The organism is Actinoallomurus purpureus, assembly GCF_024055795.1.
GTDB classification, from domain to species: domain Bacteria; phylum Actinomycetota; class Actinomycetes; order Streptosporangiales; family Streptosporangiaceae; genus Actinoallomurus; species Actinoallomurus purpureus.
Window position 1 is genome coordinate 61,737 of the sequence record NZ_JAMXMY010000014.1, and the last position, 22,004, is coordinate 83,740.

At 70.5% G+C, this 22,004-nt stretch carries 20 protein-coding genes; 7 read left to right on the top strand and 13 right to left on the bottom strand.

The annotated features are described in order from the left end of the window. Positions 1-9: 9 nt before the first annotated feature. The 3 genes from NE236_RS24950 to NE236_RS24960 form a co-directional block, all read right to left on the bottom strand. On the bottom strand, positions 10-1,014 hold the full coding sequence (locus tag NE236_RS24950; RefSeq protein WP_252844544.1) for a zinc-dependent alcohol dehydrogenase: 1,005 nt from the start codon (positions 1,012-1,014) through the stop codon (positions 10-12). Next, positions 1,011-2,168: a mandelate racemase/muconate lactonizing enzyme family protein gene (locus NE236_RS24955; RefSeq protein ID WP_252844545.1), complete on the bottom strand. Its 1,158-nt coding sequence runs from the start codon at positions 2,166-2,168 to the stop codon at positions 1,011-1,013. The genes NE236_RS24950 and NE236_RS24955 overlap by 4 nt, the downstream gene beginning before the upstream one ends. A 101-nt stretch (positions 2,169-2,269) precedes the next feature. Beyond that, positions 2,270-3,319, bottom strand: coding sequence for a LacI family DNA-binding transcriptional regulator (locus NE236_RS24960; protein WP_252844546.1), 1,050 nt, complete (start codon positions 3,317-3,319; stop codon positions 2,270-2,272). A 491-nt stretch (positions 3,320-3,810) separates the two neighbouring features. On the opposite strand from NE236_RS24960, the gene chvE reads away from it, so the two are divergent. From chvE to galT, 5 genes are all read left to right on the top strand, one after another. Then, positions 3,811-4,947 (top strand): multiple monosaccharide ABC transporter substrate-binding protein, encoded by a 1,137-nt coding sequence (gene chvE / locus NE236_RS24965; protein WP_289850850.1) that lies wholly within the window; start codon positions 3,811-3,813, stop codon positions 4,945-4,947. Positions 4,948-5,012: 65 nt separating this feature from the next. Further along, positions 5,013-6,560, top strand: a complete 1,548-nt coding sequence (gene mmsA / locus NE236_RS24970) for a multiple monosaccharide ABC transporter ATP-binding protein (protein ID WP_252844547.1) — start codon at positions 5,013-5,015, stop codon at positions 6,558-6,560. Beyond that, on the top strand, positions 6,557-7,804 hold the full coding sequence (gene mmsB, locus NE236_RS24975; protein WP_252844548.1) for a multiple monosaccharide ABC transporter permease: 1,248 nt from the start codon (positions 6,557-6,559) through the stop codon (positions 7,802-7,804). Before mmsA ends, mmsB begins: the two co-directional genes overlap by 4 nt. A gap of 16 nt (positions 7,805-7,820) precedes the next feature. Further along, positions 7,821-8,855, top strand: coding sequence for a LacI family DNA-binding transcriptional regulator (locus NE236_RS24980; protein ID WP_252844549.1), 1,035 nt, complete (start codon positions 7,821-7,823; stop codon positions 8,853-8,855). 67 nt (positions 8,856-8,922) lie between these two features. Then, positions 8,923-9,975 (top strand): galactose-1-phosphate uridylyltransferase, encoded by a 1,053-nt coding sequence (gene galT, locus NE236_RS24985; RefSeq protein WP_252844550.1) that lies wholly within the window; start codon positions 8,923-8,925, stop codon positions 9,973-9,975. Between the two features lie 134 nt (positions 9,976-10,109). Here galT and NE236_RS24990 read toward each other — a convergent pair whose 3' ends face one another. The 4 genes from NE236_RS24990 to NE236_RS25005 form a co-directional block, all read right to left on the bottom strand. Further along, the gene (locus NE236_RS24990; protein ID WP_252844551.1) at positions 10,110-10,589 is read right to left on the bottom strand and encodes an SRPBCC family protein; all 480 of its coding nucleotides are present in this window, start codon (positions 10,587-10,589) and stop codon (positions 10,110-10,112) included. Beyond that, positions 10,564-10,959: an ArsR/SmtB family transcription factor gene (locus NE236_RS24995; RefSeq protein WP_252844552.1), complete on the bottom strand. Its 396-nt coding sequence runs from the start codon at positions 10,957-10,959 to the stop codon at positions 10,564-10,566. Before NE236_RS24995 ends, NE236_RS24990 begins: the two co-directional genes overlap by 26 nt. Positions 10,960-11,037: 78 nt before the next feature. Further along, positions 11,038-11,964 (bottom strand): J domain-containing protein, encoded by a 927-nt coding sequence (locus tag NE236_RS25000; RefSeq protein ID WP_252844724.1) that lies wholly within the window; start codon positions 11,962-11,964, stop codon positions 11,038-11,040. Further along, complete coding sequence (locus NE236_RS25005; RefSeq protein WP_252844553.1) at positions 11,964-12,710, bottom strand: hypothetical protein; 747 nt, start codon at positions 12,708-12,710, stop codon at positions 11,964-11,966. Before NE236_RS25005 ends, NE236_RS25000 begins: the two co-directional genes overlap by 1 nt. 461 nt (positions 12,711-13,171) lie before the next feature. On the opposite strand from NE236_RS25005, the gene NE236_RS25010 reads away from it, so the two are divergent. Beyond that, entirely contained in the window at positions 13,172-13,798 is a 627-nt protein-coding gene (locus NE236_RS25010; RefSeq protein WP_252844554.1) for a hypothetical protein, read from the top strand. 235 nt (positions 13,799-14,033) lie between these two features. Here NE236_RS25010 and NE236_RS25015 read toward each other — a convergent pair whose 3' ends face one another. The 4 genes from NE236_RS25015 to NE236_RS25030 all read right to left on the bottom strand — a co-directional run bounded on the left by NE236_RS25015 (position 14,034) and on the right by NE236_RS25030 (position 18,016). After that, complete coding sequence (locus tag NE236_RS25015; protein ID WP_252844555.1) at positions 14,034-14,846, bottom strand: SAM-dependent methyltransferase; 813 nt, start codon at positions 14,844-14,846, stop codon at positions 14,034-14,036. A 258-nt stretch (positions 14,847-15,104) separates the two neighbouring features. Continuing rightward, the gene (locus tag NE236_RS44635) at positions 15,105-16,352 is read right to left on the bottom strand and encodes an alpha/beta hydrolase family protein (RefSeq protein ID WP_252844557.1); all 1,248 of its coding nucleotides are present in this window, start codon (positions 16,350-16,352) and stop codon (positions 15,105-15,107) included. Continuing rightward, on the bottom strand, positions 16,349-17,263 hold the full coding sequence (locus NE236_RS25025; RefSeq protein ID WP_252844558.1) for an alpha/beta hydrolase: 915 nt from the start codon (positions 17,261-17,263) through the stop codon (positions 16,349-16,351). The genes NE236_RS44635 and NE236_RS25025 overlap by 4 nt, the downstream gene beginning before the upstream one ends. A gap of 147 nt (positions 17,264-17,410) precedes the next feature. Further along, the gene (locus NE236_RS25030) at positions 17,411-18,016 is read right to left on the bottom strand and encodes a response regulator transcription factor (protein WP_252844725.1); all 606 of its coding nucleotides are present in this window, start codon (positions 18,014-18,016) and stop codon (positions 17,411-17,413) included. A gap of 148 nt (positions 18,017-18,164) precedes the next feature. Between NE236_RS25030 and NE236_RS25035 the strand changes: the two genes are divergently transcribed. Beyond that, complete coding sequence (locus NE236_RS25035) at positions 18,165-20,096, top strand: sensor histidine kinase (RefSeq protein ID WP_252844559.1); 1,932 nt, start codon at positions 18,165-18,167, stop codon at positions 20,094-20,096. A 49-nt stretch (positions 20,097-20,145) separates the two neighbouring features. Here the strand turns inward: NE236_RS25035 and NE236_RS25040 are convergent, their stop codons facing one another. Next, positions 20,146-20,298 carry a hypothetical protein gene (locus NE236_RS25040; RefSeq protein WP_252844560.1) on the bottom strand — a complete coding sequence of 51 codons (153 nt, stop codon included), beginning with the start codon at positions 20,296-20,298 and terminating at the stop codon, positions 20,146-20,148. A gap of 146 nt (positions 20,299-20,444) precedes the next feature. Then, positions 20,445-21,911: an FG-GAP-like repeat-containing protein gene (locus NE236_RS25045; protein WP_252844561.1), complete on the bottom strand. Its 1,467-nt coding sequence runs from the start codon at positions 21,909-21,911 to the stop codon at positions 20,445-20,447. Between the last annotated feature and the right edge of the window lie 93 nt (positions 21,912-22,004).

Here is a 22,004-nt window from a genome sequence, read left to right on the forward strand (position 1 = left end):
AAAAACTCCTTAAGGCTTCAGAATGATCTTGCCGACGTCGTCGCCGCCCTGGCCGAGGAGTGCCACCGCGTCGGGGTACTCCTCGAGGGTGAACTCGTGCGTCACCATCGGCCCGAGGTCGAGCAGGCCGGCGGTGAAGGCGCGCACGGCGTGCGCCCACGCGGCCGACGGGGCGCCGAACACGCTGGTCACCGTCTGCTGGCGTTCGACGATCGCCGAGGGGGACAGCATCTCCGGGACCACGCCGGGGATGCCGGTCAGCACCAGCCGCCCGCCCCGGCGCAGCAGCCGGCTGGCCGCCGCCGCCGAGTCGCGGGCGCCGGCGGTCTCCACGACCACGTCGAGGTCGAGCTCGCCGAGCTCGTCCGGGTGGAAGTAGCCCGTCGCGCCGCCCGTCCGCGCGACGGGCTCCCGGCCGGCGCGGGGGTCGCTGACGATCAGCTCGGCGGGCGAGGACGCGGCCAGCAACTGGATGGTCAGCAGGCCGAGGGTGCCCGCGCCGACGACGCCGACCCGCTCGCCGGGCAGGGGAGCGGCCCGGAGCACCGCGGCGGCGGCGACCGCCGCCGGTTCGAGCAGCACGGCGGCCCGCAGGTCAATGCCCGGCGGCAGCGTGTGCAGCAGGCGGGCGGGCACGATCAGGTGGTCGGCGAACGCGCCGGGCCGGGTGAACCCGATCTCGTCGTAGCCCGCGTGGCACAGGTTCGTGTCGCCCGCGCGGCAGCGTTCGCAGACCTGGCAGCTCACGAAGCCCTCGCCGACGGTGGGCAGGCCGACGAGGGCGGGGTCGACGCCCGGCCCTACCTCCTCGATCGTCCCTGACCACTCGTGGCCGGGGACGATCGGGAACGTGCGGTACGCCTCGGGGCGCCCGCCCTCGTACAGCTCGCGGTCGCTGCCGCAGATGCCCGCCGCGGCGACCCGGACGAGGACCTCGCCGGGCCCGGGTCTGGGGACCTCTCCCTTGACCAGCCGGTGGCGACCCGGCTGCTCCAGGAGTACGGACCGGCTCACTTGGCCCTGGCCGGGTCGCGCAGGTGCCAGTTCTCGGCGAACAGGTTGAAGTTGGCTTGCTGACGCGGGAACTCGGCGAGCGCGTCCAGGTCCAGCTCGACGCCCAGGCCCGGGGCCTCGGGCAGGGAGAAGTACCCGTCGACGACCTCGGGCAGGCCGGGAGCCACACTCTTGATCGCCGAGTCGGCGAAGTCGTTGAAGTGCTCCTGGATCTTGAAGTTGGTGGTGCAGGCCCCCAGGTGCAGGTTGGCGGCGGTCAGCACCGGGCCGCCGACGTTGTGCGGGGCGACCATGACGTAGTGCGTCTCGGCGGTGGCGGCGAGCTTGCGGGTCTCCGCGATGCCGCCGATGTGGGAGATGTCCGGCTGGATGATGTCGACGGCCTGCAGCTCGAACAGCTCGCGGAACTCGATCCGGTCGTGGATCCGCTCGCCGGTCGCGACCGGCAGGTCGGTGTGGGCGGAGACCTTGGCGAGGGCCTTGAGGTTCTCCGGCGGGCAGGGCTCCTCGATCCAGCTCGGGCGGAACGGCGCGATCAGACCGGCCAGGCGGATCGCGGTCGCGGGGGAGAACCGGCCGTGCATCTCGACGAGCAGCTCGGCCTCCTCCCCGATGGCGTCGCGGACCGCCTCGACGAGGCTGACCGAGCGGATGGTCTCGGCGTGGTCCAGCTCCATCGTGCCAGTGCCGAACGGGTCGAGCTTCAGCGCCTGGTAGCCGCGCTCGACGACCTTCGTGGCCGCCGCGTGGAAGGCCTCGGGGGTGCGCTCGACCGTGTACCAGCCGTTGGCGTACGCCTTGATCTTGTCGCGGACCTTGCCGCCGAGCAACCGCCACACCGGCTGGCCGAGCGCCTTGCCGACGATGTCCCAGCAGGCCATCTCGACGCACGCGATCCCGGACATCACGACCTCACCGGCGCGGCCGTAGTCGCCGTACTTCATCCGGTGGACCAGATCCTCGATGTCGAACGGATCCGACCCGACGATGTGGTTCACCTCGGCCTCGGCGAGGTAGCCGATGAGCGCGTCGGTGTGGTTGAGCATCCGCGCCTCGCCCACACCGACGAGTCCCTCGTCGGTGTGCACCTGAACGAACGTCAGGTTGCGCCAGGGGGTCCCGGCGACGTGGGTGGAGATACGGGTGATTCGCATGGATGGGCTCCCTATTCGTCAGGGGGTGTTAGCGCTATCATTCGAGGCCGTCCTGGAGGGCGGCCAAGGCTGGACAAGAGTCGGGGATGGGACGAAGTGCGTCAGCCGGGGCGGCCCGTGCTCTGGCGCACGACGAGCTCTGGTTCGACGATGATCCGGCGGTCCTCCTCGGCGGGAGCACCGCCGATGCGTTCCAGCAGGAGCCGGAGCGCGTGCCGGCCGACCTCACCGAAGTTCTGGCCGACCGTCGTCAGGGGCGGGGTGAGGTACGCCGCCTCCGGGACGTCGTCGAAGCCGACGATGCTGACGTCGCCGGGGATGCGGCGCCCCGCCTCGTGCAGGGCCCGGATCAGGCCCACCGCCATCTGGTCGTTGGCGGTGAACACCGCGGTCACCGAGGGGTCGCCGGTCAGTCGCTTGCCGAACTCGTAGCCGCAGCGCGGGCTCCAGTCGCCGATGACGACCGGGGGGACGTCCCGTCCGGCGGCGCGAAGGGTGTGCTCCCACGCCTCCCGCCGGGCGCCCGCCTCCACCCAGTCGGTCGGGCCGGCCAGGTGCCACACGGTCGCGTGGCCCAGATCGAGCAGGTGGCGGGTCGCCGCCGCGGCGCCCGCGTGCTGGTCGACGGCGGCGACGGGGATGACCCCGCCGTCCCCGCCGCCCACGGCGACGATCGGCAGGCCGGAGGCGAGGTCCCCGAGCCCTTCGACCGACGCGACGTGCGGGGCGATGATGATGACGCCGTCGACGGACTGACCGCGCAGCCGGTCCACGGCCTCGGTCACGTTGCGCTGCGTCAGCGCGGCGAGGCTGGTGATGGTCACGCCGTACTCGGCGTCACGGGCGGCCTGCTCGATCCCGAACAGCATCGACGCGGGGCCGTACAGGGTGGTGTCGAAACCGACCACCCCGAGGACGCCGGAACGGCCCGTGGCGAGCACCCGGGCGGCCGAGTTGGGCCGGTAGCCGAGTTCCCGTACGGCGTCGAGGACGCGCATCCGCGTCTCGCGCCGTACCCGTGTCGGAGAGTTGAGCACCCGAGACACCGTCATGGGCGACACGCCGGCCAGTTTCGCCACGTCCGCCATCACCACGGTGCCCGTGCCTCTGCCGGAACCGGGGCCGACCGGCTTCGCGAGATCGTTGCCCACGGTCACCTCCCCCAAGCTCCGGATCCTCGGACGTCGTCATGTTTCCACCAGGTTGCCGAGGAGTGTTAGCGATAACCATCCAGAAGTCAACCGTTGACCCCGGAACATGGTTAGCGCTAACACTAACTCTTCCGAGGTCACTGTCCGCGACCGGATGAGATCAATGCGCTGACGGCGCGCATGACGCTGGACCTCGCCTTCCGCTCCGGAGGTCCGGATGGCGGACGGCACGCCGTCCGCGGTGCTGCCGCCCGTCTCGTGGAACCTGATCCGTCTTGTCCGCCGACCGTCCCCGGACGCGCCTGCCGAGGTGCCCAGATAGGGGCGCGATGTTACCGGTAACACACTCCTCGGCAGAGCTGTTGGGAGACAGCGGCGTTGCCGAACTGTGTCTTGACATCGGATTTGTGACCGTTAACACTCCCGACACAGCAGTGGGAAATTCAGTCGTAACCCCGGCGTAACCGCCTAGCCCCCACCCAAGGTGAGAGATGAAGATCACTAAGTTGGCCACGATGGCCACGGGCCTGTTCATGGCCCTCAGCGTGACCGCGGCGTGCGGTTCGAGCACCAAGAGCGTCGACAAGAAGGGCGCGACGGGTGGCGACTCGGCCAAGGGCGCGCTGATCGGCGTCACGATGCCGACCAAGTCGTCCGAGCGGTGGATCCACGACGGGGACAACCTCAAGTCCTCGCTGGAGAAGCTGGGCTACAAGGTCGACCTGCAGTACGCCGAGAACGACATCCCGACCCAGGTCAACCAGATCGAGAACCAGATCACCCGGGGCGCCAAGCTCCTGGTCGTCGCCTCGATCGACGGCACCGCCCTCACCACGCAGCTGCAGGAGGCGGCCGACAAGCACATCCCGGTCATCGCCTACGACCGGCTGATCCGCAAGTCGCCGAACGTCGACTACTACGCGACCTTCGACAACTACAAGGTCGGCGTCCTGCAGGCCACCTCCCTCCTCGTCGGCCTCGGCCTGAAGAAGGAGGACGGCACCGACGGCACCGCCAAGGGCCCGTTCAACATCGAGGTCTTCGCCGGCTCGCCGGACGACAACAACGCGACGTTCTTCTTCAACGGCGCGATGGCCACGCTGAAGCCCTACATCGACAAGGGCACGCTCGTCGTCAAGAGCAAGGAGACGGACTTCAAGACCGTCGCGATCCTGCGCTGGGACCCGGCCACCGCGCAGAAGCGCATGGAGGACCTGATCACCAAGGCCTACACCGGCGGCCCGAAGGTCAACGGCGTGCTGTCCCCGTACGACGGCCTGTCGATCGGCATCCTGTCGGCCCTCAAGAGCGCCGGCTACGGCACCTCCGGCCAGCCGTACCCGGTCGTGACCGGCCAGGACGCCGAGCTCGCCTCGGTGAAGTCGATCATGAAGGGTGAGCAGTACGCCACCATCTACAAGGACACCCGCCAGCTCGCGGCGGTGACCGTGAAGATGGCCGACACCGTGCTCAAGGGCGGCAAGCCCGAGGTGAACAACACCACGGACTACAACAACGGCGTCAAGGTGGTCCCGTCCGAGCTGCTCCAGCCGGTCGCGGTCTACAAGGACAACGTGCAGAAGACCCTCATCGACACCGGTTACTACACCGCCCAGCAGGTGCAGTAGCGGGTCAGGGGCGGGCGGCGCCGAGTGCGCCGCCCGCCCTTCCGGCGTGACATGAAGGGCACGACATGACCGACGACGCGATTCTGCGGATGAGCGGGATCACCAAGACGTTCCCCGGCGTCAAGGCGCTGCAGGACGTCAACCTGGTGGTGCGGCGCGGCGAGATCCACGCGATCTGCGGTGAGAACGGCGCGGGCAAGTCCACCTTGATGAAGGTGCTGTCCGGGGTCTATCCGTACGGCTCGTACGACGGCGAGATCCACTTCGACGGCGAGCTGTGCCGCTTCTCGGACATCCGAGAGAGCGAGAAGCACGGCATCGTCATCATCCACCAGGAGCTGGCGCTCAGCCCGTACCTGTCGATCGCCGAGAACATCTTCCTCGGCAACGAGCGGGTCCACCGCGGCCTGATCGACTGGAACAAGACCAACGCCGAGGCCGCCGAGCTGCTCGCCCGGGTCGGCCTGGACGAGAACCCGGTCACCCCGGCGATGGACCTGGGGGTCGGCAAGCAGCAGCTCGTGGAGATCGCCAAGGCGCTCTCCAAGGACGTGCGGCTGCTCATCCTGGACGAGCCGACGGCGGCGCTGAACGACGACGACTCCGCGCACCTGCTCGACCTGCTGCGCGGCCTGCGCGACCAGGGCATGACCTGCGTGATCATCTCCCACAAGCTGAACGAGATCAAGGCGATCGCGGACTCGACGACCATCCTGCGCGACGGCCGCACGATCGAGACGCTCGACATGGAGAAGGACCTCGTCACCGAGGACCGCATCATCTCCGGCATGGTCGGCCGCGACCTGGAGCACCGCTTCCCCGAGCACGAGCCGACGATCGGCGAGGAGGTGCTGCGGATCGAGGACTGGACCGTGCGCAGCCCCACCCAGCACGAGCGTCTCGTGGTGTCGGGCGCCAACCTCACGCTGCGGCGCGGCGAGATCGTCGGCCTGGCCGGCCTGATGGGCGCCGGGCGTACGGAACTGGCGATGAGCGTGTTCGGCCGTAGCTACGGCGTCGGGATCACCGGCCGCGTCTACAAGGACGGCAAGGAGATCCGCATCAGGTCGGTCGGCGACGCCGTCAAGCACGGCATCGCGTACGCCACCGAGGACCGCAAGCGGTACGGCCTGAACCTCATCGAGGACATCAAGCGCAACGTCTCCACCGCGGGGCTGCGCAAGCTCGCCAAGCGCGGATGGGTCCACGACAACGAGGAGTTCCGCGTCGCCGAGGGCTACCGCAAGAGCATGAACATCAAGGCGCCGAGCGTCCTCGCGGTGACCGGCAAGCTGTCCGGCGGGAACCAGCAGAAGGTCGTGCTGTCCAAGTGGCTGTTCACCGACCCGGACGTGCTGATCCTCGACGAGCCCACCCGCGGCATCGACGTCGGTGCGAAGTACGAGATCTATTCGATCATCAATGAGATGGCCGACCAGGGCAAGGCCGTGCTGGTCATCTCCTCGGAGCTGCCCGAGCTGCTCGGCATCTGCGACCGCATCTACGCGATGTCGGCCGGGCGCATCACCGGTGAGGTCCCCCGCGAGGAGGCCACACCCGAGCGGCTCATGCAGTACATGACCAGATACGACGAGGAGCAGGTAGTCTCATGAGCAGCGTCGCACCGGCCCGCCCGGACAAGGGCGAGGCCCCGCCCCCGTCCCGTGGCGGCGTGGCAGACCGGATTTTCTCCGTCAACCTGCGCCAGAGCGGGATCTACGTCGCGTTCGCGCTGATCGTCGCGCTGTTCGCGATCCTCACGCACGGGGACCTGCTCTCGCCGGAGAACATGTCCAACGTCCTCGTGCAGAACTCCTACATCCTGATCCTCGCGATCGGGATGATCCTGATCATCATCTCGGGGCACATCGACCTGTCCGCGGGCTCGGTCGTGGCCGTCTGTGGCTCGATCTCCGCCGTGCTGATGGTCAACCACCACGTGCCCTGGCCGCTCGCGGTCGTCCTGACCCTCGCGGCGGGAGCGCTGATCGGCGCGTGGCAGGGCTACTGGGTCGCCTACTTCGAGATCCCGGCGTTCATCGTGACGCTCGCTGGCATGCTCGTCTTCCGCGCCCTGACCCTCACCGTGCTCGGCAACCAGGGCATCGGCCCGTTCCCCGACCAGGTCCGTACGCTGGCCAACGGCTTCCTGCCCGGCTACTTCGGCAACGTCGGCCTGGGCGGGCTCGGCGGCGCCGACCTGTTCACGCTGATCGTCGGCGTGGTCGCCGTCGTGGGCATCGTGCTCACCCAGTGGCGGGCCCGCCAGGGCCGCTCGGGATACGGCCAGAAGGTCGACCCGCTGCCGCTGTTCGTCGTGAAGATGGCGCTGGCCGCGTTCGTCGTGATGGCCATCGTCGTGCAGCTCGCCCGGTTCAAGAACCTCCCGTTCGTGCTGGTGATCCTGACCGTCCTCGTCGTGGGGTACACGCTGGTCACCAACCGCGCCGTCTTCGGCCGGCACGTCTACGCCCTCGGCGGCAACCTCCAGGCCGCCCGGCTGTCGGGCATCAAGACCAAGTCCGTGGTGTTCTGGCTGTTCGTCAACATGGGCGTGCTGGCCGCGCTGGCCGGCATCATCTTCGCCGGGCGGCTCAACCAGGCCGGCCCGACCGCCGGCACCAACTTCGAGCTGGACGCGATCGCGGCGGCGTTCATCGGCGGCGCGGCGGTCCAGGGCGGCGTCGGCAAGGTCGTCGGCGCCATCACCGGTGGCCTCATAATGGCTGTGATCAACAACGGCATGTCCCTGCTGGGCGCGCCCAGCGAGCGGGTCATGCTGATCAAGGGTCTGGTGCTGCTGGCCGCCGTGGCGTTCGACGTCTGGGCCAAGCGCCGCGCCGGCACCTCCCGATGAACCGAGGAACGATCACATGACCGCAGCCCCCGGTGAGCGGGGAGACGCGCGGGTCACGGCGCGCCCCGGCCTACGGGATGTGGCCAAGCTCGCCGGGGTGTCGCACCAGACCGTGTCCCGGGTCTTCAAGGATCACCCGAGGGTGAGCACGGAGACCCGGGCCAAGGTCCTGGCGGCGGCAGCCCAGCTGGACTTCCGGCCCAACGCCTTCGCCCGCGCCCTGGCCACCGGCCGGTCGCGCACGCTCGGCGTGGTCAGCTTCGACGCCACCCTGTACGGGCCCGCGTCGATGATCAGCGAAATCGAGCGCTGCGCCCGGGAGTCCGACTACTTCACCAGCGTCGTCGCGCTGCAGTCGGCCAGCCAGCGCTCGATCGTCGAGGCGGCCGAACGGCTGCGCGGCCAGGGCGTGGACGGGCTCATCGTGATCCCCGGGCACGTCCCGCTGACCCAGACCACCAAGCACCTGCCGTCCGACCTGCCCCTCGTGGTCATGGAGAGCGAGACGATCATCCCGGCGGTCGGGGTCGACCAGTACTCCGGCCCGAAGGCGGCGACGCGCTACCTCCTCGACCTCGGCCACCGGACGGTCCATCACCTGCCCGGCCCGCTGTCGTGGCTGGAGGCCCGGGAACGCGCCCGTGGCTGGCACGACGCGCTCGTCGAGGCCGGTGCGCCGGTGCCGGTCACCCTCCCCGGTGACTGGAGCGCCGGGTCGGGGTACGAACGGGGCCTGACCCTGGCCGCCGACCCGGAGGTCACGGCGGTCTTCGCGTCCAACGACCAGAACGCCCTGGGCCTGCTGCGTGCCCTCCACGAGGCGGGCCGCCGTGTGCCGGACGACGTCAGCGTCATCGGCTTCGACGACATCCCCGAGGCCGCCTACTTCATCCCGCCGCTCACCACGATCCGCCAGGACTTCGCCGCCGTCGGCCGGTCCAGTGTGAACCTGCTGCTCGGGCAGATCGAGAGCGGCCGTCGCAGCGACAACAAGATCATCATTTCCACCGAGTTGGTCAGCCGGAACAGCGCCGGCCGGGCACCCGCGTAGCCTGGACCGGCCCGTGCCGTGACCGTACGGTCCGGCGCGCGCTCGGTTCCCCGTGAAAGGAAGCCCGATGTCCTCCGCACAGGCCGTCACCGCCTCCGCCGACCGCACGTCCGTGCGGCTCGCCGACGGAAGAGAGATCATCTACTTCGACGACGTGCCCGGGTTGGACCGCTCCATGCCCGACCGTCGGGACCTGCCCCCGTACGCGCCCGCCGCCGAACTGCGGTACGACGAGCTGCACGGCGAGGAGGTCCTCGTCGCCGCCCACCGGCAGAACCGCACCTACCAGCCGGCGCCCGGCGAGTGCCCGCTCTGCCCCTCCCACGGCGACCACCTGAGCGAGATCCCGGCCCCCGACTACCACGTGGTGTCGTTCGAGAACCGCTTCCCGTCCCTCGGCGGCCCGGCGGGCGGGCGCTGCGAGGTGCTGTGCTTCACCAGCGACCACAACGGGTCCTTCGCGACCCTGCCGCCGGAACGGCTCGCCACCGTCGGCCGCGCGTGGGCCGACCGCACCGCCGATCTGGGCGGGCGACCGGACGTGGAGTACGTCTTCCTCTTCGAGAACCGGGGCGCGGCGATCGGCGCGACCCTGCCGCACCCGCACGGCCAGGTCTACGGCTTCCCGTACATCCCGCCGGCTCCCCGCCGGATGCTGGCCGCCGCCGAGCGGTTCCGCGAGGAGCACGGCCGGTGCCTGATGTGCGACGTCGTCGCCCGCGAGGCCGGCGGCCCCCGCGTCGTGGCCGAGACCGACGGCTTCCTCGCGTACGTGCCGGAGGCCGCCCGCTGGCCGTACGAGGTGTACGTCGCCCCGCGCTCCTGCGTCCCCGACCTGGCCTCCCTCGACGCCGCCCCGCGCGACGAGCTCATGGGCCTGTACGCCGACGTGCTGCGCCGCTTCGACGCCCTGTACGAGGACACGACGCCGTACATGGCCTGCTGGTACCAGGCGCCGGCCCGTACGTCACGCGACCTGGCGCACCTGTGCGCCCGCATCTACACGCCGCAGCGCACCGCCGACAAACTGAAGTTCCTCGCCACAAGCGAGACCGGCGCCGGCGCGTACATCAACGACGTGCTCCCCGAGACCGCCGCCGCCCGCCTCCGCGAGCTCTGACGGACGGCCCTCAACGGCGGCCGCGGGTCAGCAGTGCGACGGCGCGGTCGAAGGCGGAGTCGCGGCCGCCGTTTCGTCACCCCGTGGGGCCGGAACCGGCGTCACCCTTGAGGACGACGGGCCTCACCCCGGCGTCAGCGGCCCTGGAGTTCGACGAGGAGTTCCTCCAGGCGTTCGTCCGAGGTGCGGACGCCGCTCTCCATGCCGGAGGCGACCATGCCGTCCCGGTCCTCCACCGACTGGAAGCTCGACACCGACCGCACGAGCGTCCGGCCGCCGGCCTCCTCGAAGGTGACCGTCTCCAAGGCCACGTGGCCGGGCACGCCCTCGTACTCGAAGGTCTGGACGATGCCGTCCATCGACGGCGTGCCGTGGAAGACGCCGTGGAAGCCGTGCTCGTTGCCGGCGGGGTCGGTGCTGACGTAGCGCCAGCGGCCGCCGTCGCGCGGCTCGTGGTGGTCGAAGCGCGTCGTCAGCTCGCGGGGGCCGAGCCAGCGCACGATCAGCTCCGGGTCGGTGTACGCGCGGAACACCAGGTCGCGCGGTGCCTCGAACTCCCGCGTGATGACGACCTGCGGGATGCCGGGCTCAGCGGTGATCTGCGTCTTGGCCATCGTCGTCTCCGTTCGTCGTGGTCGCGTCGGCGCGGCCGTCTCGTCCTTCGCCCTGCAGCGCCGCGAGCAGCTCGTCGAGCCGTTCGTGACTCTCGTCCCAGAACCGCTGGTAGCGGGCCAGCCAGGTGGTCACCTCACGGAGCGGTTCGGCCTCGAGATGGCTGATCCGGGCCGTCGCGCGACGGGTCCGTGAGATCAGCCCGGCGTTCTCCAGCACCTTCAGGTGCCGGGAGATCGCCGGCTGGGACACGTCGAACGGCGCGGCCAGCTCGGCCACGGTCGCGTCCCCCTGGGTCAGCCGCGTCAGGATCGCGCGCCGCGTGGGGTCCGCCAGCGCGGCGAAGACGAGACTGATCCGGTCATCGGCCACTTCATAACCACCTTGTTCCAAAACGAGTAGGTTAATAATCAGCCCGTGCGCCGATCCTGTCAAGGGGACCGCTCGGGGCTACCGCCGGGTGAGCACGCCCGACGAGATCGTCTTGCCGTTCTTGTCGTAGTAGGCGAGGGCGAGCCTGCCGTTCTTGCGCAACGTGAGGTGCATGTCGCCGACGTCGCAGCCCGTCGTCCCGTTGGAGAACACGGTGCGGACCGTCAGCCGGTCGCGTTCGAAGGAGACCGGCACGGCGGTGCCGCCGCACCCGCTCTCGAGGTAGTGGACGTCACCGTTGTGCTTCCCGGCGTGCAGGGTCACCTGAGCCTTCCAGCCCTTGGCCTCACGGTTCTTGTCGGCGACGTCCTTGACCAGGCCCTTCCACGTGCCCGCGAACGAGGACGGGACCGCAGCCGACGGCTGGGGGCCGTGGTCCGTAAGGGCCGAGCGCACGATGTGCAGGATGCCGCCGAACCAGACGAGGCAGAACACGATGCCGATCAGCCGGCGGAGCAGGCGACGAGGGCGCACGGACGGCGGAACGAACGGTGGCGCCGGTGCGTCCATCCGCGGCGGGCGCGGTACCGGAACGGGCGGCGGGGGAGGCGGGGGGCCGACGTCGGCGGTGTCCCAGGGGTCCGGGAAAAGGGCCGGGCCGGGGTCGGCGTTCGCCCATGGGTCCTGCGAAGGGGGGGTGCCCGGCGCGGCATCCGCCCACGGATCGTCGATGAGCTCCTCGGGCTCGGCTTCCGGCTCCGGCGGCGCGGAGCGGAAGGCGTCGTATGCGGCGCGGCGGTGCTGCAGGGCGTCGCGGGCGGCGTTCAGCAGGCGGATGTTCTCCTCGGCCTCCGCCTTGGCCCGCGGCTCGCGGAACAGGTCCGGATGGTTCGCCTTGGCCAGCGTGCGGAAGGCGCGCCGGATCTCCTCCCGGGTGGCGTCCTGCCCGACGCCGAGAACGTCGTACGCGTCGTGCCCCGCGAGTTCGGCGAAGTCCGCCGACATCACCGACCGATCCGGCGCGCCACCGAGGCCCGGAAGCACGTCAGTGACCAGTGGGCGGTCGCGTCGGAGTGGCCCGCGGGGATCACCTTCGTGCCGGACGCCACCGTCACGTCGCGCGCCCCGGCCAGGCAGACCATGAACATGGTCAGCTGGTGCTCGAAGCCCTCGTAGGCCCAGTGGCAGCGCAGCACGCCCTGTCCCGACGTGAAGGGGGTCTGGAGCAGCTCCTGGGCGCGCGGCGGGAGGTTGCCGAGCAGCCCCCGGTCGGCCGGGTCGAGGCCGGTGACCGGCGCGACCGGCGACCTGGGCCCGGATCCCACGGCGGGTCCGGACGAGGGCGCGTACGGCGGCGGCCGGTGGTCCACGCGTACGTGCCGCAGCGAGCCCGGCTCGAACACGAACGCCGAGATCGCGTAGACCGGGCGGTGCTCGGTGTTGATGCGCGGCTCGGCGATGGTCAGGCCCCGGTCGCCGAAGACCACGGCGTACGGCCGGCCGTCGAGGCTGGAGGCGTCGCGGCGGGCGAACCAGTCGATGACGCCGCCGGCCAGCTCCGTCAGCCGGTCCCGCGTGCGCCCGCCGATCATCTCCCAGCATTCCTGACGGAGCTTCTCGCCGGAGTCCAGGCCCATCTCCCCGGCCTGGTGCAGGGGGGCCGCGGCGGGCTGCGCACGGTCCAGACCGCCGCCGCGCCGCGTGAGCGGACGGTCGTCGCCGGTCGGAACGATGGGAAACGACGGATCCACGCGCCGAGCCTCCTGACCAGCTTTTGTCGACCGCTGACCCCATTATGTCGAGACCGGCGATCCGTTGTCCCGTCCAAGAAGGGCCATGGGGCACGGAAGACGATCCGGGCGTGCGACGGAGTACGGGCGACCGGGTGGGCGGGATGGTGCGGGAGGGCGGACCGGGGCGGCCAGACCAGTGGACGTTTTGGGCCACCTGGAGGGGACGCGACGATCGCCGCAGTACTCGGCCGAGGTAGGAACCGGTCGCCCGCCGCCCGGACCTGACCGTGCATGCAAGGAGCGTGCGCGGTCGATGGCACTTACGGGGCGGGTGAAGGCCGAGTTGGTGCCGAGGTAATCGGGATCGAGGCGATCGGCCCTCTGGAGATTCGCGGGTCGGCTTGAGACAATGTGGCGCTGACCGCAGTGGCCCGTCCCGATGGGACAAGCGCTGTCAGCCCAGTGGCGGGGGTGCGGTAATGGCGGAAAGAGACAGCGACGAAGGCTCCGCACAGCACGGCCTCAGCAGTTCTCGGCAATGGACACCTTTCGGTATCACCACGGCAGTGGCCATCCCGCTTCTCGCCATCGTCGTGTCGGTCATCATTGCCGTCACGACCTCAAGTTCCGGTGGCCCCAAACCCACTGCCGCCACCAGTCCGACGGCGACGCCCGCTACCCCGATCCCACTCCTCGACTCATGCCTGTTCGGCGTATGGATCCAGCAGGACCATCTGCCCGACCGCATCATCCTGACCGACGGCAGCATCGTCAAACCAGTCACCCGGACCGGCGGCATCTCTCTGCACTTCGGCTCAGACGGCCATGGCTCGACCGAGTTCGGCATGCAGCTCACCGGCACTCACCAGGGCTCACCCGTCGAGGTGGATCTCGAAGGAACGGATGCCTTCACCTACACCGTCCGGGACGCGACGCTGCAATTCGTCCGAACCACAAACAATGCACAGCAGGTGCTGTATGTAGGCCACCAAAAAACCTTTGCCAAGCCACTGAATGGGGCCCTGTTCAGCGACCAGATCACCTGCACGCCGGCCCACCTGACCCTGGTAGAAGCCGACGGCGCTTGGCACTACGACCGGCCTTGATGAACTCATGGTGGTTGCGGGGGGCACTTAAGGCCCGGCATGGCGGCTGGTGAGGAAGTCCTCAAGGGCGTTGACCGCCTCATGGCCGTATGGGACGGCGGCCCGTCCGGCGGTCTCGGTGGGACGGCTGATGTTGTCGAGCACGCCCGCCGAATCGGGACACCCGTTGACGTGATCTGGCCAGACGGCGCGCAACGTTCGTAGCCCGGCTTCGGCATCGAGCGGACGCGAGAGGTCAGCGCTTGCGTCCGGCGGCGCCGAGCATCCAGACGGCTTCGGCGTCGCGTGCGGCGCCGGGGTCGTCGGGCCGCCACCTCGGCAGGTTCACCAGGCCGGGGTCGACCACCTCGTAGCCGTCGAAGAACGCCTCGATCTGCTTGGGGGAGCGCAGGACGGCCGGGGAGGTGGCGCGTTTCTTGTAGACGTCGGCGGCGGATTCCGCGCCGTCGGCGCCCCGCTCAGGCGGGGTGATGTGGGACAGCGCCAGGTGGCTGCCCGGCGCGCACACGTCCCGGAACGCCGCGACGAGGCCGTACGGGTCCTCCGCGTCGGTGATGAAGTGCAGCACCGACATGAACAGCACGGCCACCGGCTCGTCGAACCGGATCAGCCGGCGCGTGTCCGGGTGGTCGAGGATCGGGCCCGGGTCGCGCATGTCCGCCTCGACCACGGCCGTGGTGCCGTCGTCGGGCAGCAGCGCCTTCGCGTGGGCGCGGACGATCGGGTCGTTGTCGACGTACACGACGCGGGAGCCGGGCGCGACGGCCTGCGCGACCTCGTGCACGTTGCCCTGGGTCGGCAGCCCGGTCCCGACGTCGACGAACTGCCGGATGCCCGCCTCGGCCGCGAGGAAGCGCACGGTCCGGCCGAGGAACGCGCGGTTCTCCCGCGCGAGCACACGCACCTCGGGGGCGGAGGCCAGGACCTGCTCGGCCGCGTCCCGGTCGACGGCGAAATTGTCCTTGCCACCGAGGTAATAGTCGTACATCCGGGCAGGGGTCGGCCGGTCCGTACGCAGGTCGTGAACCGGGATCTCCTCGTCGTCCATCAGGGTTCCCCATTCCGTACGCGTTCGATCGCGGGCCATCTCCGACGATCGGGGCAACGAATCCGAAGATCGTTCTGTTCCCGGGGCCGGCGACGGTCGCACGCCTCATTCCACGCCGTCTACGGAGACAGGAATATTCTCGCCTCAGTAGACGGCGCGGAACACGACTGCTGGAACGGGCGCGGCGCACTCGCGGCACCGCGCCCGTCGACGTGCGAGCGGCCGGCCCTCGGCCGGCCGCGTCGTTTCGGCCGCTCGTCAGCGGGCGGCGAAGCGGGTCTTGACCCAGGCGAGGATGTCGGGCATCGCGCCGTCGTCGATGCCGGTCGCGCCTCCGTACGTGTCGTGCTCCAGGCCGTCGTAGACCCGGTAGGTGACCTGGGACCCCGTGCCGCGGAGCTCGGCGGCGACCTTGGCGTTGACCGATGCGGGGGTGACGGTGTCCGCGCCGCCCTGCAGGAACAGCACCGGGCCGGCGACTCGCCGGTGGCCGAGGCTGTTGTCGCGCAGGTACCGGGTGAAGCGCGGGTCGCCGGAGTAGCCCGGCCGGACCAGCGCCGGCCCGGTCAGGTCCGCGTACACCGCGGTGGTCACGCCCAGGCAGCCGTTCCGGGCGGAGTCCACGCGGGCGAGGGCGGCCGGGGTCAGCAGTCGCCCGACGTCGATCTTCGGGTCGCTGTAGGCGGCGCCCTGGGCGAGCAGCGGAGCGAAGCCGCCGTACGGGACGGTCGTGGCGACGTGGGCGGCCAGCGTGGGCAGATCGGCGGCGGGCGAGGTGACGACCGCCCCCCGGTAGCCACGCTCCGGGCGCTTCAGCTGGCGTTCGGCGAAGCCCAGTGCCGCGCCGCCGCCCTGGGAGTGCCCCCACAGCACCCAGCCGCGCGCCAGGCCGGGCACGGCCTGGCGCGCGGACCGCACCGCCCCGGCGATGTCCTCGGCCTCGGCGGTCTTGTTCACCAGTTCCGGACGACCGGTCGTTCCCAGGCCCGCGTAGTCCGGGGCGACGACGACGTACCCCTGCTCCAGGAAGCGGACCATCTGGTCGCCGTGGTAGAGGTCGCGCATCAGTGACGGCGCGCAGTCGACCCCGATGCCGCTGGCCCCGTGGGCGTCGACCACGACGGGCCGGCCGCCCACCGGGCGCGGGCGGTCCTGCGGCACCAGCACGACGCCGGAGACCGCCACGTCACGGCCCCGGGAGGTACGGGAGTGGTACAGCACCCGGACGGCCTTGACCGGTTTGTTCTCCACCACGTGGTCGGAGGTGGTCTCCGCGCGGATCAGGGTTCCGCTCGGCGCCCATGGCAGTGGGCTGGGCGCGTCGTAGAAGGCGGTGCGCGTCAGAGCGTTCTGCCGCTGGGCCGCCCAGGCCCAGTCGATCTGGCAGGCCTGATCACAGCCGTCGGCATGCCCGCTCGTGGCGGGCACGGTTGCCAGGACGGCACCGGCCACGGCGGCCGCGGACAGCAGACGGGCTCGGGGGAAGGCATGACGAACAGACCTCACCGGACGCTCCCGTCGAAGAAGGACACGGCCCGGTCGATGGCCGGCAGTACGTAGCGGTCGTCGTCGTACAGGTCGATGTGGTTGCTCGTGTCGAGCAGCAACAGTTCCCTGGGCTCGGGCGCCGCCGCGAAGGCGGCCTCCGCGTCGGCTACGGGAATGGCCTGGTCGCCGCGGCCGTGCACGATCAACAGGGGAGCGTCGACCAGCGGCAGGAAGGAGTCGACGTCCAGGGTCAGCTCCTGCAGCACCGACAGCGCGGTGCAGCGGTTCTCCCATCCGGGCCGGGCGCCGCGCTCCGTCCCGTAGTACTCGAAGGGTTCCGGCCCGGGGTTGCCCGCGGGCATGCCTTCGGGGTTGACAGCGGGCCAGTACTCGATCTCGCCGGTGTCGGACTGCCGCTGCGCTATCTGCGCGAACTGGGCCATCAGCGCCGCGAAGTTCTCCGCGCCGAAGCGGTCATGGATCAGCTTGGGGTTGTTGTAGGCGGCCGCGATCAGTGCCACGGCCTTGACCCGGGGGTCGAACGCGGCCAGCTGCACCGAGTAGATCCCGCCCAGGCACACCCCGCACAGCGCGATCTTCTCGGCGTCGACCTCCGGCCGGGAGGCCAGGAAGCCGACCGCGTTGCGCAGGTCCGACACCTTCGCGGTGGCGTCCTCGTGCCGGCGCGGTTCACCCTCGCTGTCGCCCCAGTTGCGGTGGTCGAAGGCCAGGGCCGCATATCCGCGCCGCGCGAACCGCTCCGCGTAATAGCCGGTCACCTGCTCCTTCACCCCGGAGAACGGGCCGGTCAGCACCACACCGCCGCGCCCGGTCCCGGGCTCGGGCAGGTGGAGGTCACCGACCAGCCGGTACCCGTCGCTGCTGAACTCGACCTTCTCGACCGCCATCACGAATCCCCTTACGCTCATGCCTGCTCAAACGGTGCTGCCAGGCACCGCGCGGAGAAGATTCGCAGATCCGGCAGGTGGCTCGATAGCGCGTGCGTCATCTGCTGCGATGTGACTTTTTCATAGGGATCCCGGACGGGCGGTCCGGTGGCCACCGTGCCGCCGGCCTCAGATCCAGCCCGCGTCGGCGGCGATCCTGATGGCGTCGACGCGGTTCCTGGCGTCCAGTTTCACCGCGGCCGACGTGAGGTAGTTGCGGATGGTCCCCGGGGTGAGGAAGAGCCGTTCGGCGATCTCCGCGGGGGAGGCGCCCGTGGCCGACATGCGCAGCACCATCGTCTCCCGCTGCGACAGGGGGCTCGCCGGCGCTTCCAGGGCCGCGGCCGTGAGCGCCGGGTCCAGCACCCGGCCGCCTGAGGCGACGGTCCGGATCGCGCCGGCCAGCTCGGCGGGCCGTACGTCCTTGGGCAGGAACCCCGCGACCTGGGCGGCGAGTGCCCGGCGGAGCTGGCCCGGCCGGTTCAGACCGGTCAGGATCAGCACCCGGCACTCGGGCAGGCGTTCGCGGAGCCGTTCGGCGGCGGCCAGGCCGTCCACCTCGGGCAGGTCGATGTCGAGCACGGCCACGTCAGGCCGGACCTCCAGCGCGGTCGGCACGATGAGCGCGCCCGAGGCGAGCTCGGCGACCACCTGGAGGTCGTCCTCCAGGGACAGCAGTTCCACCAGCGCCGAACGCAGCAGTGCCACGTCCTCGGCGAGCAGAATCTTGATCACGGCGAACAGTACCTCAGCGGCAAGGGATTCGACGGTCGGCGTCCGGGGTGGAGGGGTGGCGAGGAAGAGCATGTGGTCCGGGGAGATCGGCGCCACTAATGTCCATTTAACCGACATTCTGTGATGTCAGGGGCCAGGGGAGACGCGGGTGCTGGGAACCTCGGTTGCTGCGGCGGTGGAGAACGATCCGGCAGACGACGGGTCGGGCGGCACCGGGGATTCGCAGTTGCGGTTGGTGCGGCTGATGATGTGGACCGCGCTCGGCCTGATCATGGCCATCCGGCTGCTGTCGGCGCTGCAGGAAGGGCTGGCGTGGTCGGTCGCGTTCGTCACGATGGCTCCCTATCCGCCGCTGGTGGCGCTGCTGGCCGGGCCGCGTCGCCTCCGGGTACGGAACGGCCTGCTGGCGGCCCTGGTGATGCTGTACGCGGTGCCGTTCGCCGTCGCGGGCACGCACTGGGACTGGCTGCCGTGGCCGCTGGCGGTCGCGGCGCTGTGCTTCTTCCCGGGACGGGTGGCCTGGCCGCTGTTCGGGCTCATCCTGGTCGCCACGGACGTGGCCGGGATGTGGGCCGGCGACGGCGCGCTGGGGGCGATCACGAGGACGCTGAAGACCGCCGATGACGGGCTGATCATCTTCGGGCTGTACGCCCTGGTGGCGATGGTGGCGAGGCTCGACGCGGCCCGTGGGGATCTGGCGCGCCTGGAGCTGCTGCGCGAACGGCTACGGGTCGACGGAGAACTGCGCACGGTCGTCGGCGCTCACCTGCGGGCCGCCTCGGTGCGGCTGGCACAGGCCGTCGACGCCGAGCCGAAGATCGCGCGGGACCGGCTCGGCGCGGCCGTCGAGACCGTCCGGCAGGCGCTGACCGACATCCGTGCGACGGCCGCCGACTACCGCGTCTCGCCCGCCCCGCCGGCGCCGATCGAGTCGCCGAGGGTGGCGCGCCTCACCCTGGCCGCGGTGTTCGTCTGCGATGCGTCGCTCCAGCTGGTCGGCGCGGTTCAGACCTACCATCGGCCGTGGACCCTGCTGCTGTTGGCGCCGTTGATCTGCGCGGCCGGAGTGGTCCTGCTGCTGATGAAGCCGTCACGCAGGCAGCTGATCCTCCTCGGGCTGCTGGTGGGCGTCCCCGCGATGCCGTTCGGCTACCTGCTCTGGGAACTCAGCGCCATCGCCAACCTGTGGCCCTTCTTCCTGGGCCTGGTGCTCACCCGCATGCGGCCACCGCGCTCTCTGGTGATCACGGGTGTGGCGGTGGCGCTGTACATCACTTTCTTCTTCTACCCGCCGCCGGTGCCCAACCTGGCGGGGATGGCAGGGTTCCTGGTGTCCATGGCCATCCTCACCTGGGTCTCCTACGGCCTGATCCGGCTGTCGAACCTGGTGGTCCTGCTGCACCAGGCCCAGCGAGACCTGACCCGTGAAGCCCTCATCCGCGAGCGCACCCGCATCGCCCGCGACCTGCACGACCTGCTGTCCTTCAGCCTGTCGGCCGTGGCGCTCAGGGGAGAGCTGTGCGAACGGCTGATGGAGACCGACCCGGTCCGCGCCCGCACCGAGCTGACCGCGCTGCCCGACCTGGTCGAACGCGCACTGACCGAACTCGAATCAGTGGCCCACGCGGCCGTGGGGCTGCGCCTCGACCAGGAGCTGACCACGGCGCACGCCGTCCTGGAGGCCGCCGGGATCCAGGCCGCCACCACCGTCGAGACCGGCACCCTGTCGCCTGAGGTGGACGCCGCGATCGCCGCGGTGCTGCGCGAGGCGGTCACCAACGTCGTACGCCACAGCACCGCCCGAACCTGCCTCATCACCGTCACCCCGGAGGGCCCCGCGGTCCGGCTTCGCGTCGTCAACGACGGAGCCGCCGACCCCCCACCCGCGACTCCGGAACCAGGCCCCGGTGGATCGGGGCTGACCGGCCTGGCCGAACGCACCGGGGGGCGGCTCACCGCCGGAACACGGGCAGGAGGCCGTTTCGAGCTGGTCGCCGAGTTCGCCACCGACCCCATCAGCGCTCCTGGGCCGGCGCCTCTTGATCTTGCTCCGGAGAATGGTCCGCACCTGCGACTGTGAAAGGAGCGGCCCCCCGGAGGGGACCGCTCGTCGTTCATGGGGTGGCCGCTTAGCCGCGCTCCAGCGTCTGGTGCGGCCTCGTCGGGGTGTTGTCGTCCCGCTCCAGCGTCCGCTCCGGGATGACGCGCTGTTCGCCGTCTCCCCGCTCCAGCGACTGGTGGCCGCTGTCGCGGTCGAGGGGCTGCTCGTTGTTGGTGGTCATGTCGACCGTCCTTTCCTTTTTGTGAAAGGTGCTCTGTAGAGACACCCGGTCACGATTGTTCGGGCGATCACCGCGCCCGCAACCCAGCGATGCGAACGGGCGCGGCACCGTACGGTGCCGCGCCCGTTCATGTTCCGGGGGATGGGTCAGCCGACCGAGCCGTTCCAGCCGGTGGTCAGCTGCTGCCGGGCCGCGTACCCGGTCGTGCGGCCCGGGTAGACGAACATCGTCCCGGTGCTCGCCTCGACGCCCACGAGGTCGGGGGCGCCGTCACCGGTGATGTCCCCGGTCAGGGTCAGCGAGCGGATGCCGCCCCAGCCCGAGCCCAGCTTCGTGGCCGACCCGACGGCGCGGTTGCCGCCCGGGTAGACCCAGAGGGTGCCGTCGGACTTGCGGACGGCGATGAGGTCGGGCTTGCCGTCCTGGGTGATGTCGGCGACGCCGGTCAGCTTCTCCATGCCGTTCCAGCCGCTACTGCCGATCTTGACCGGGGTGGCGACCCGCTTCGTGGCGCCCGGGTAGAGCCAGAGGGTGCCGTCGGACTTGCGGACGGCGATGAGGTCGGCCTTGCCGTCGCCGGTCAGGTCACCGATGCCGGTCAGCTCGGTCATGCCGTTCCAGCCGCTACTGCCGATCTTGATCGGAGTGCCGACGGCGTTCGTGGCGCCCGGGTAGAGCCAGAGGGTGCCGTCGCTCTTGCGGACGGCGATGAGGTCGGCCTTGCCGTCGCCGGTCAGGTCACCGATGCCGGTCGTCTCCGCCATGCCGTTCCAGCCGCTGCTGCCGATGAGCTTCCGCTTCGCGGCGGCGAACCCCGGCCCCGGGTAGAGCCACAGTTTCCCGGTGACCCGGTCGGTCGCCACCATGTCGGCCGTGCCGTCCCCGGTCTGGTCGCCGAGGCTCGTCAGGCCGACGTCGGTGCGGCCGGTGGCCAGGAACATCCCGGTCGGCTGCATGCCTGCGGCGAGCTTCGTGGCCGAGAGGGTGTGCGTTCCGCCGGTGGCCTTCCACGGGTCGAAGACGGTGATCGTCCCCGCGCTGCGGTTGTACCCGTACGCGACGATCGCGTGCCCGACCTTGCTGCCGCTCATCTTGGAGTTCCACGGCAGCTTCTCCATCCACACGCCGAGGACGGGAGCACGCTTCAGCACGCCGACGTCGTACGACACCTTCGCCATCAGGCTCGACGAGGTCGAGGCGTCCGCGAAGCCGTACGAGTAGCCGAGCGGGTCGGCGTAGGAGTTGAGGACGGGCCGCGCCTGGGCGCCCGTCGTGCCCTTGGTGGGGCTGGTGCCCATCTTCTTGGCCAGCGTCTCCTGGCTCACCTTGACGCCGAAGGTCGACAGGCTCATCGACGACGACGTCGGCACGCAGTTCATGTTCGTCTTCTGGTACTGCCCCGTCATGGACAGCTTCGCCGACGCCGGGGCGGCGGCCGCCGTCGTCGCGGTGACCTGCGGGGCCATGGCCTGCGCGCCCGGCCGGGCGACGAGGTTCGCGCCGGGCGGCGGCGGGGTCGGCGCGGCGTCCGCCGCGCCGGTCAGACCTCCGCCCGCCAGGATGAGCGCCGTAACCGAGCCCACCGGCAGCACCCGTCGGCCGAACGACTTCATGCAATCTCCTCACGTTCAGGTGCCGGTGCGCCGTGCCGTACGCGGGGGAGCGCCGGCGGCCGGGGCCGCACCGGTCGAATACCGGCCGGGATC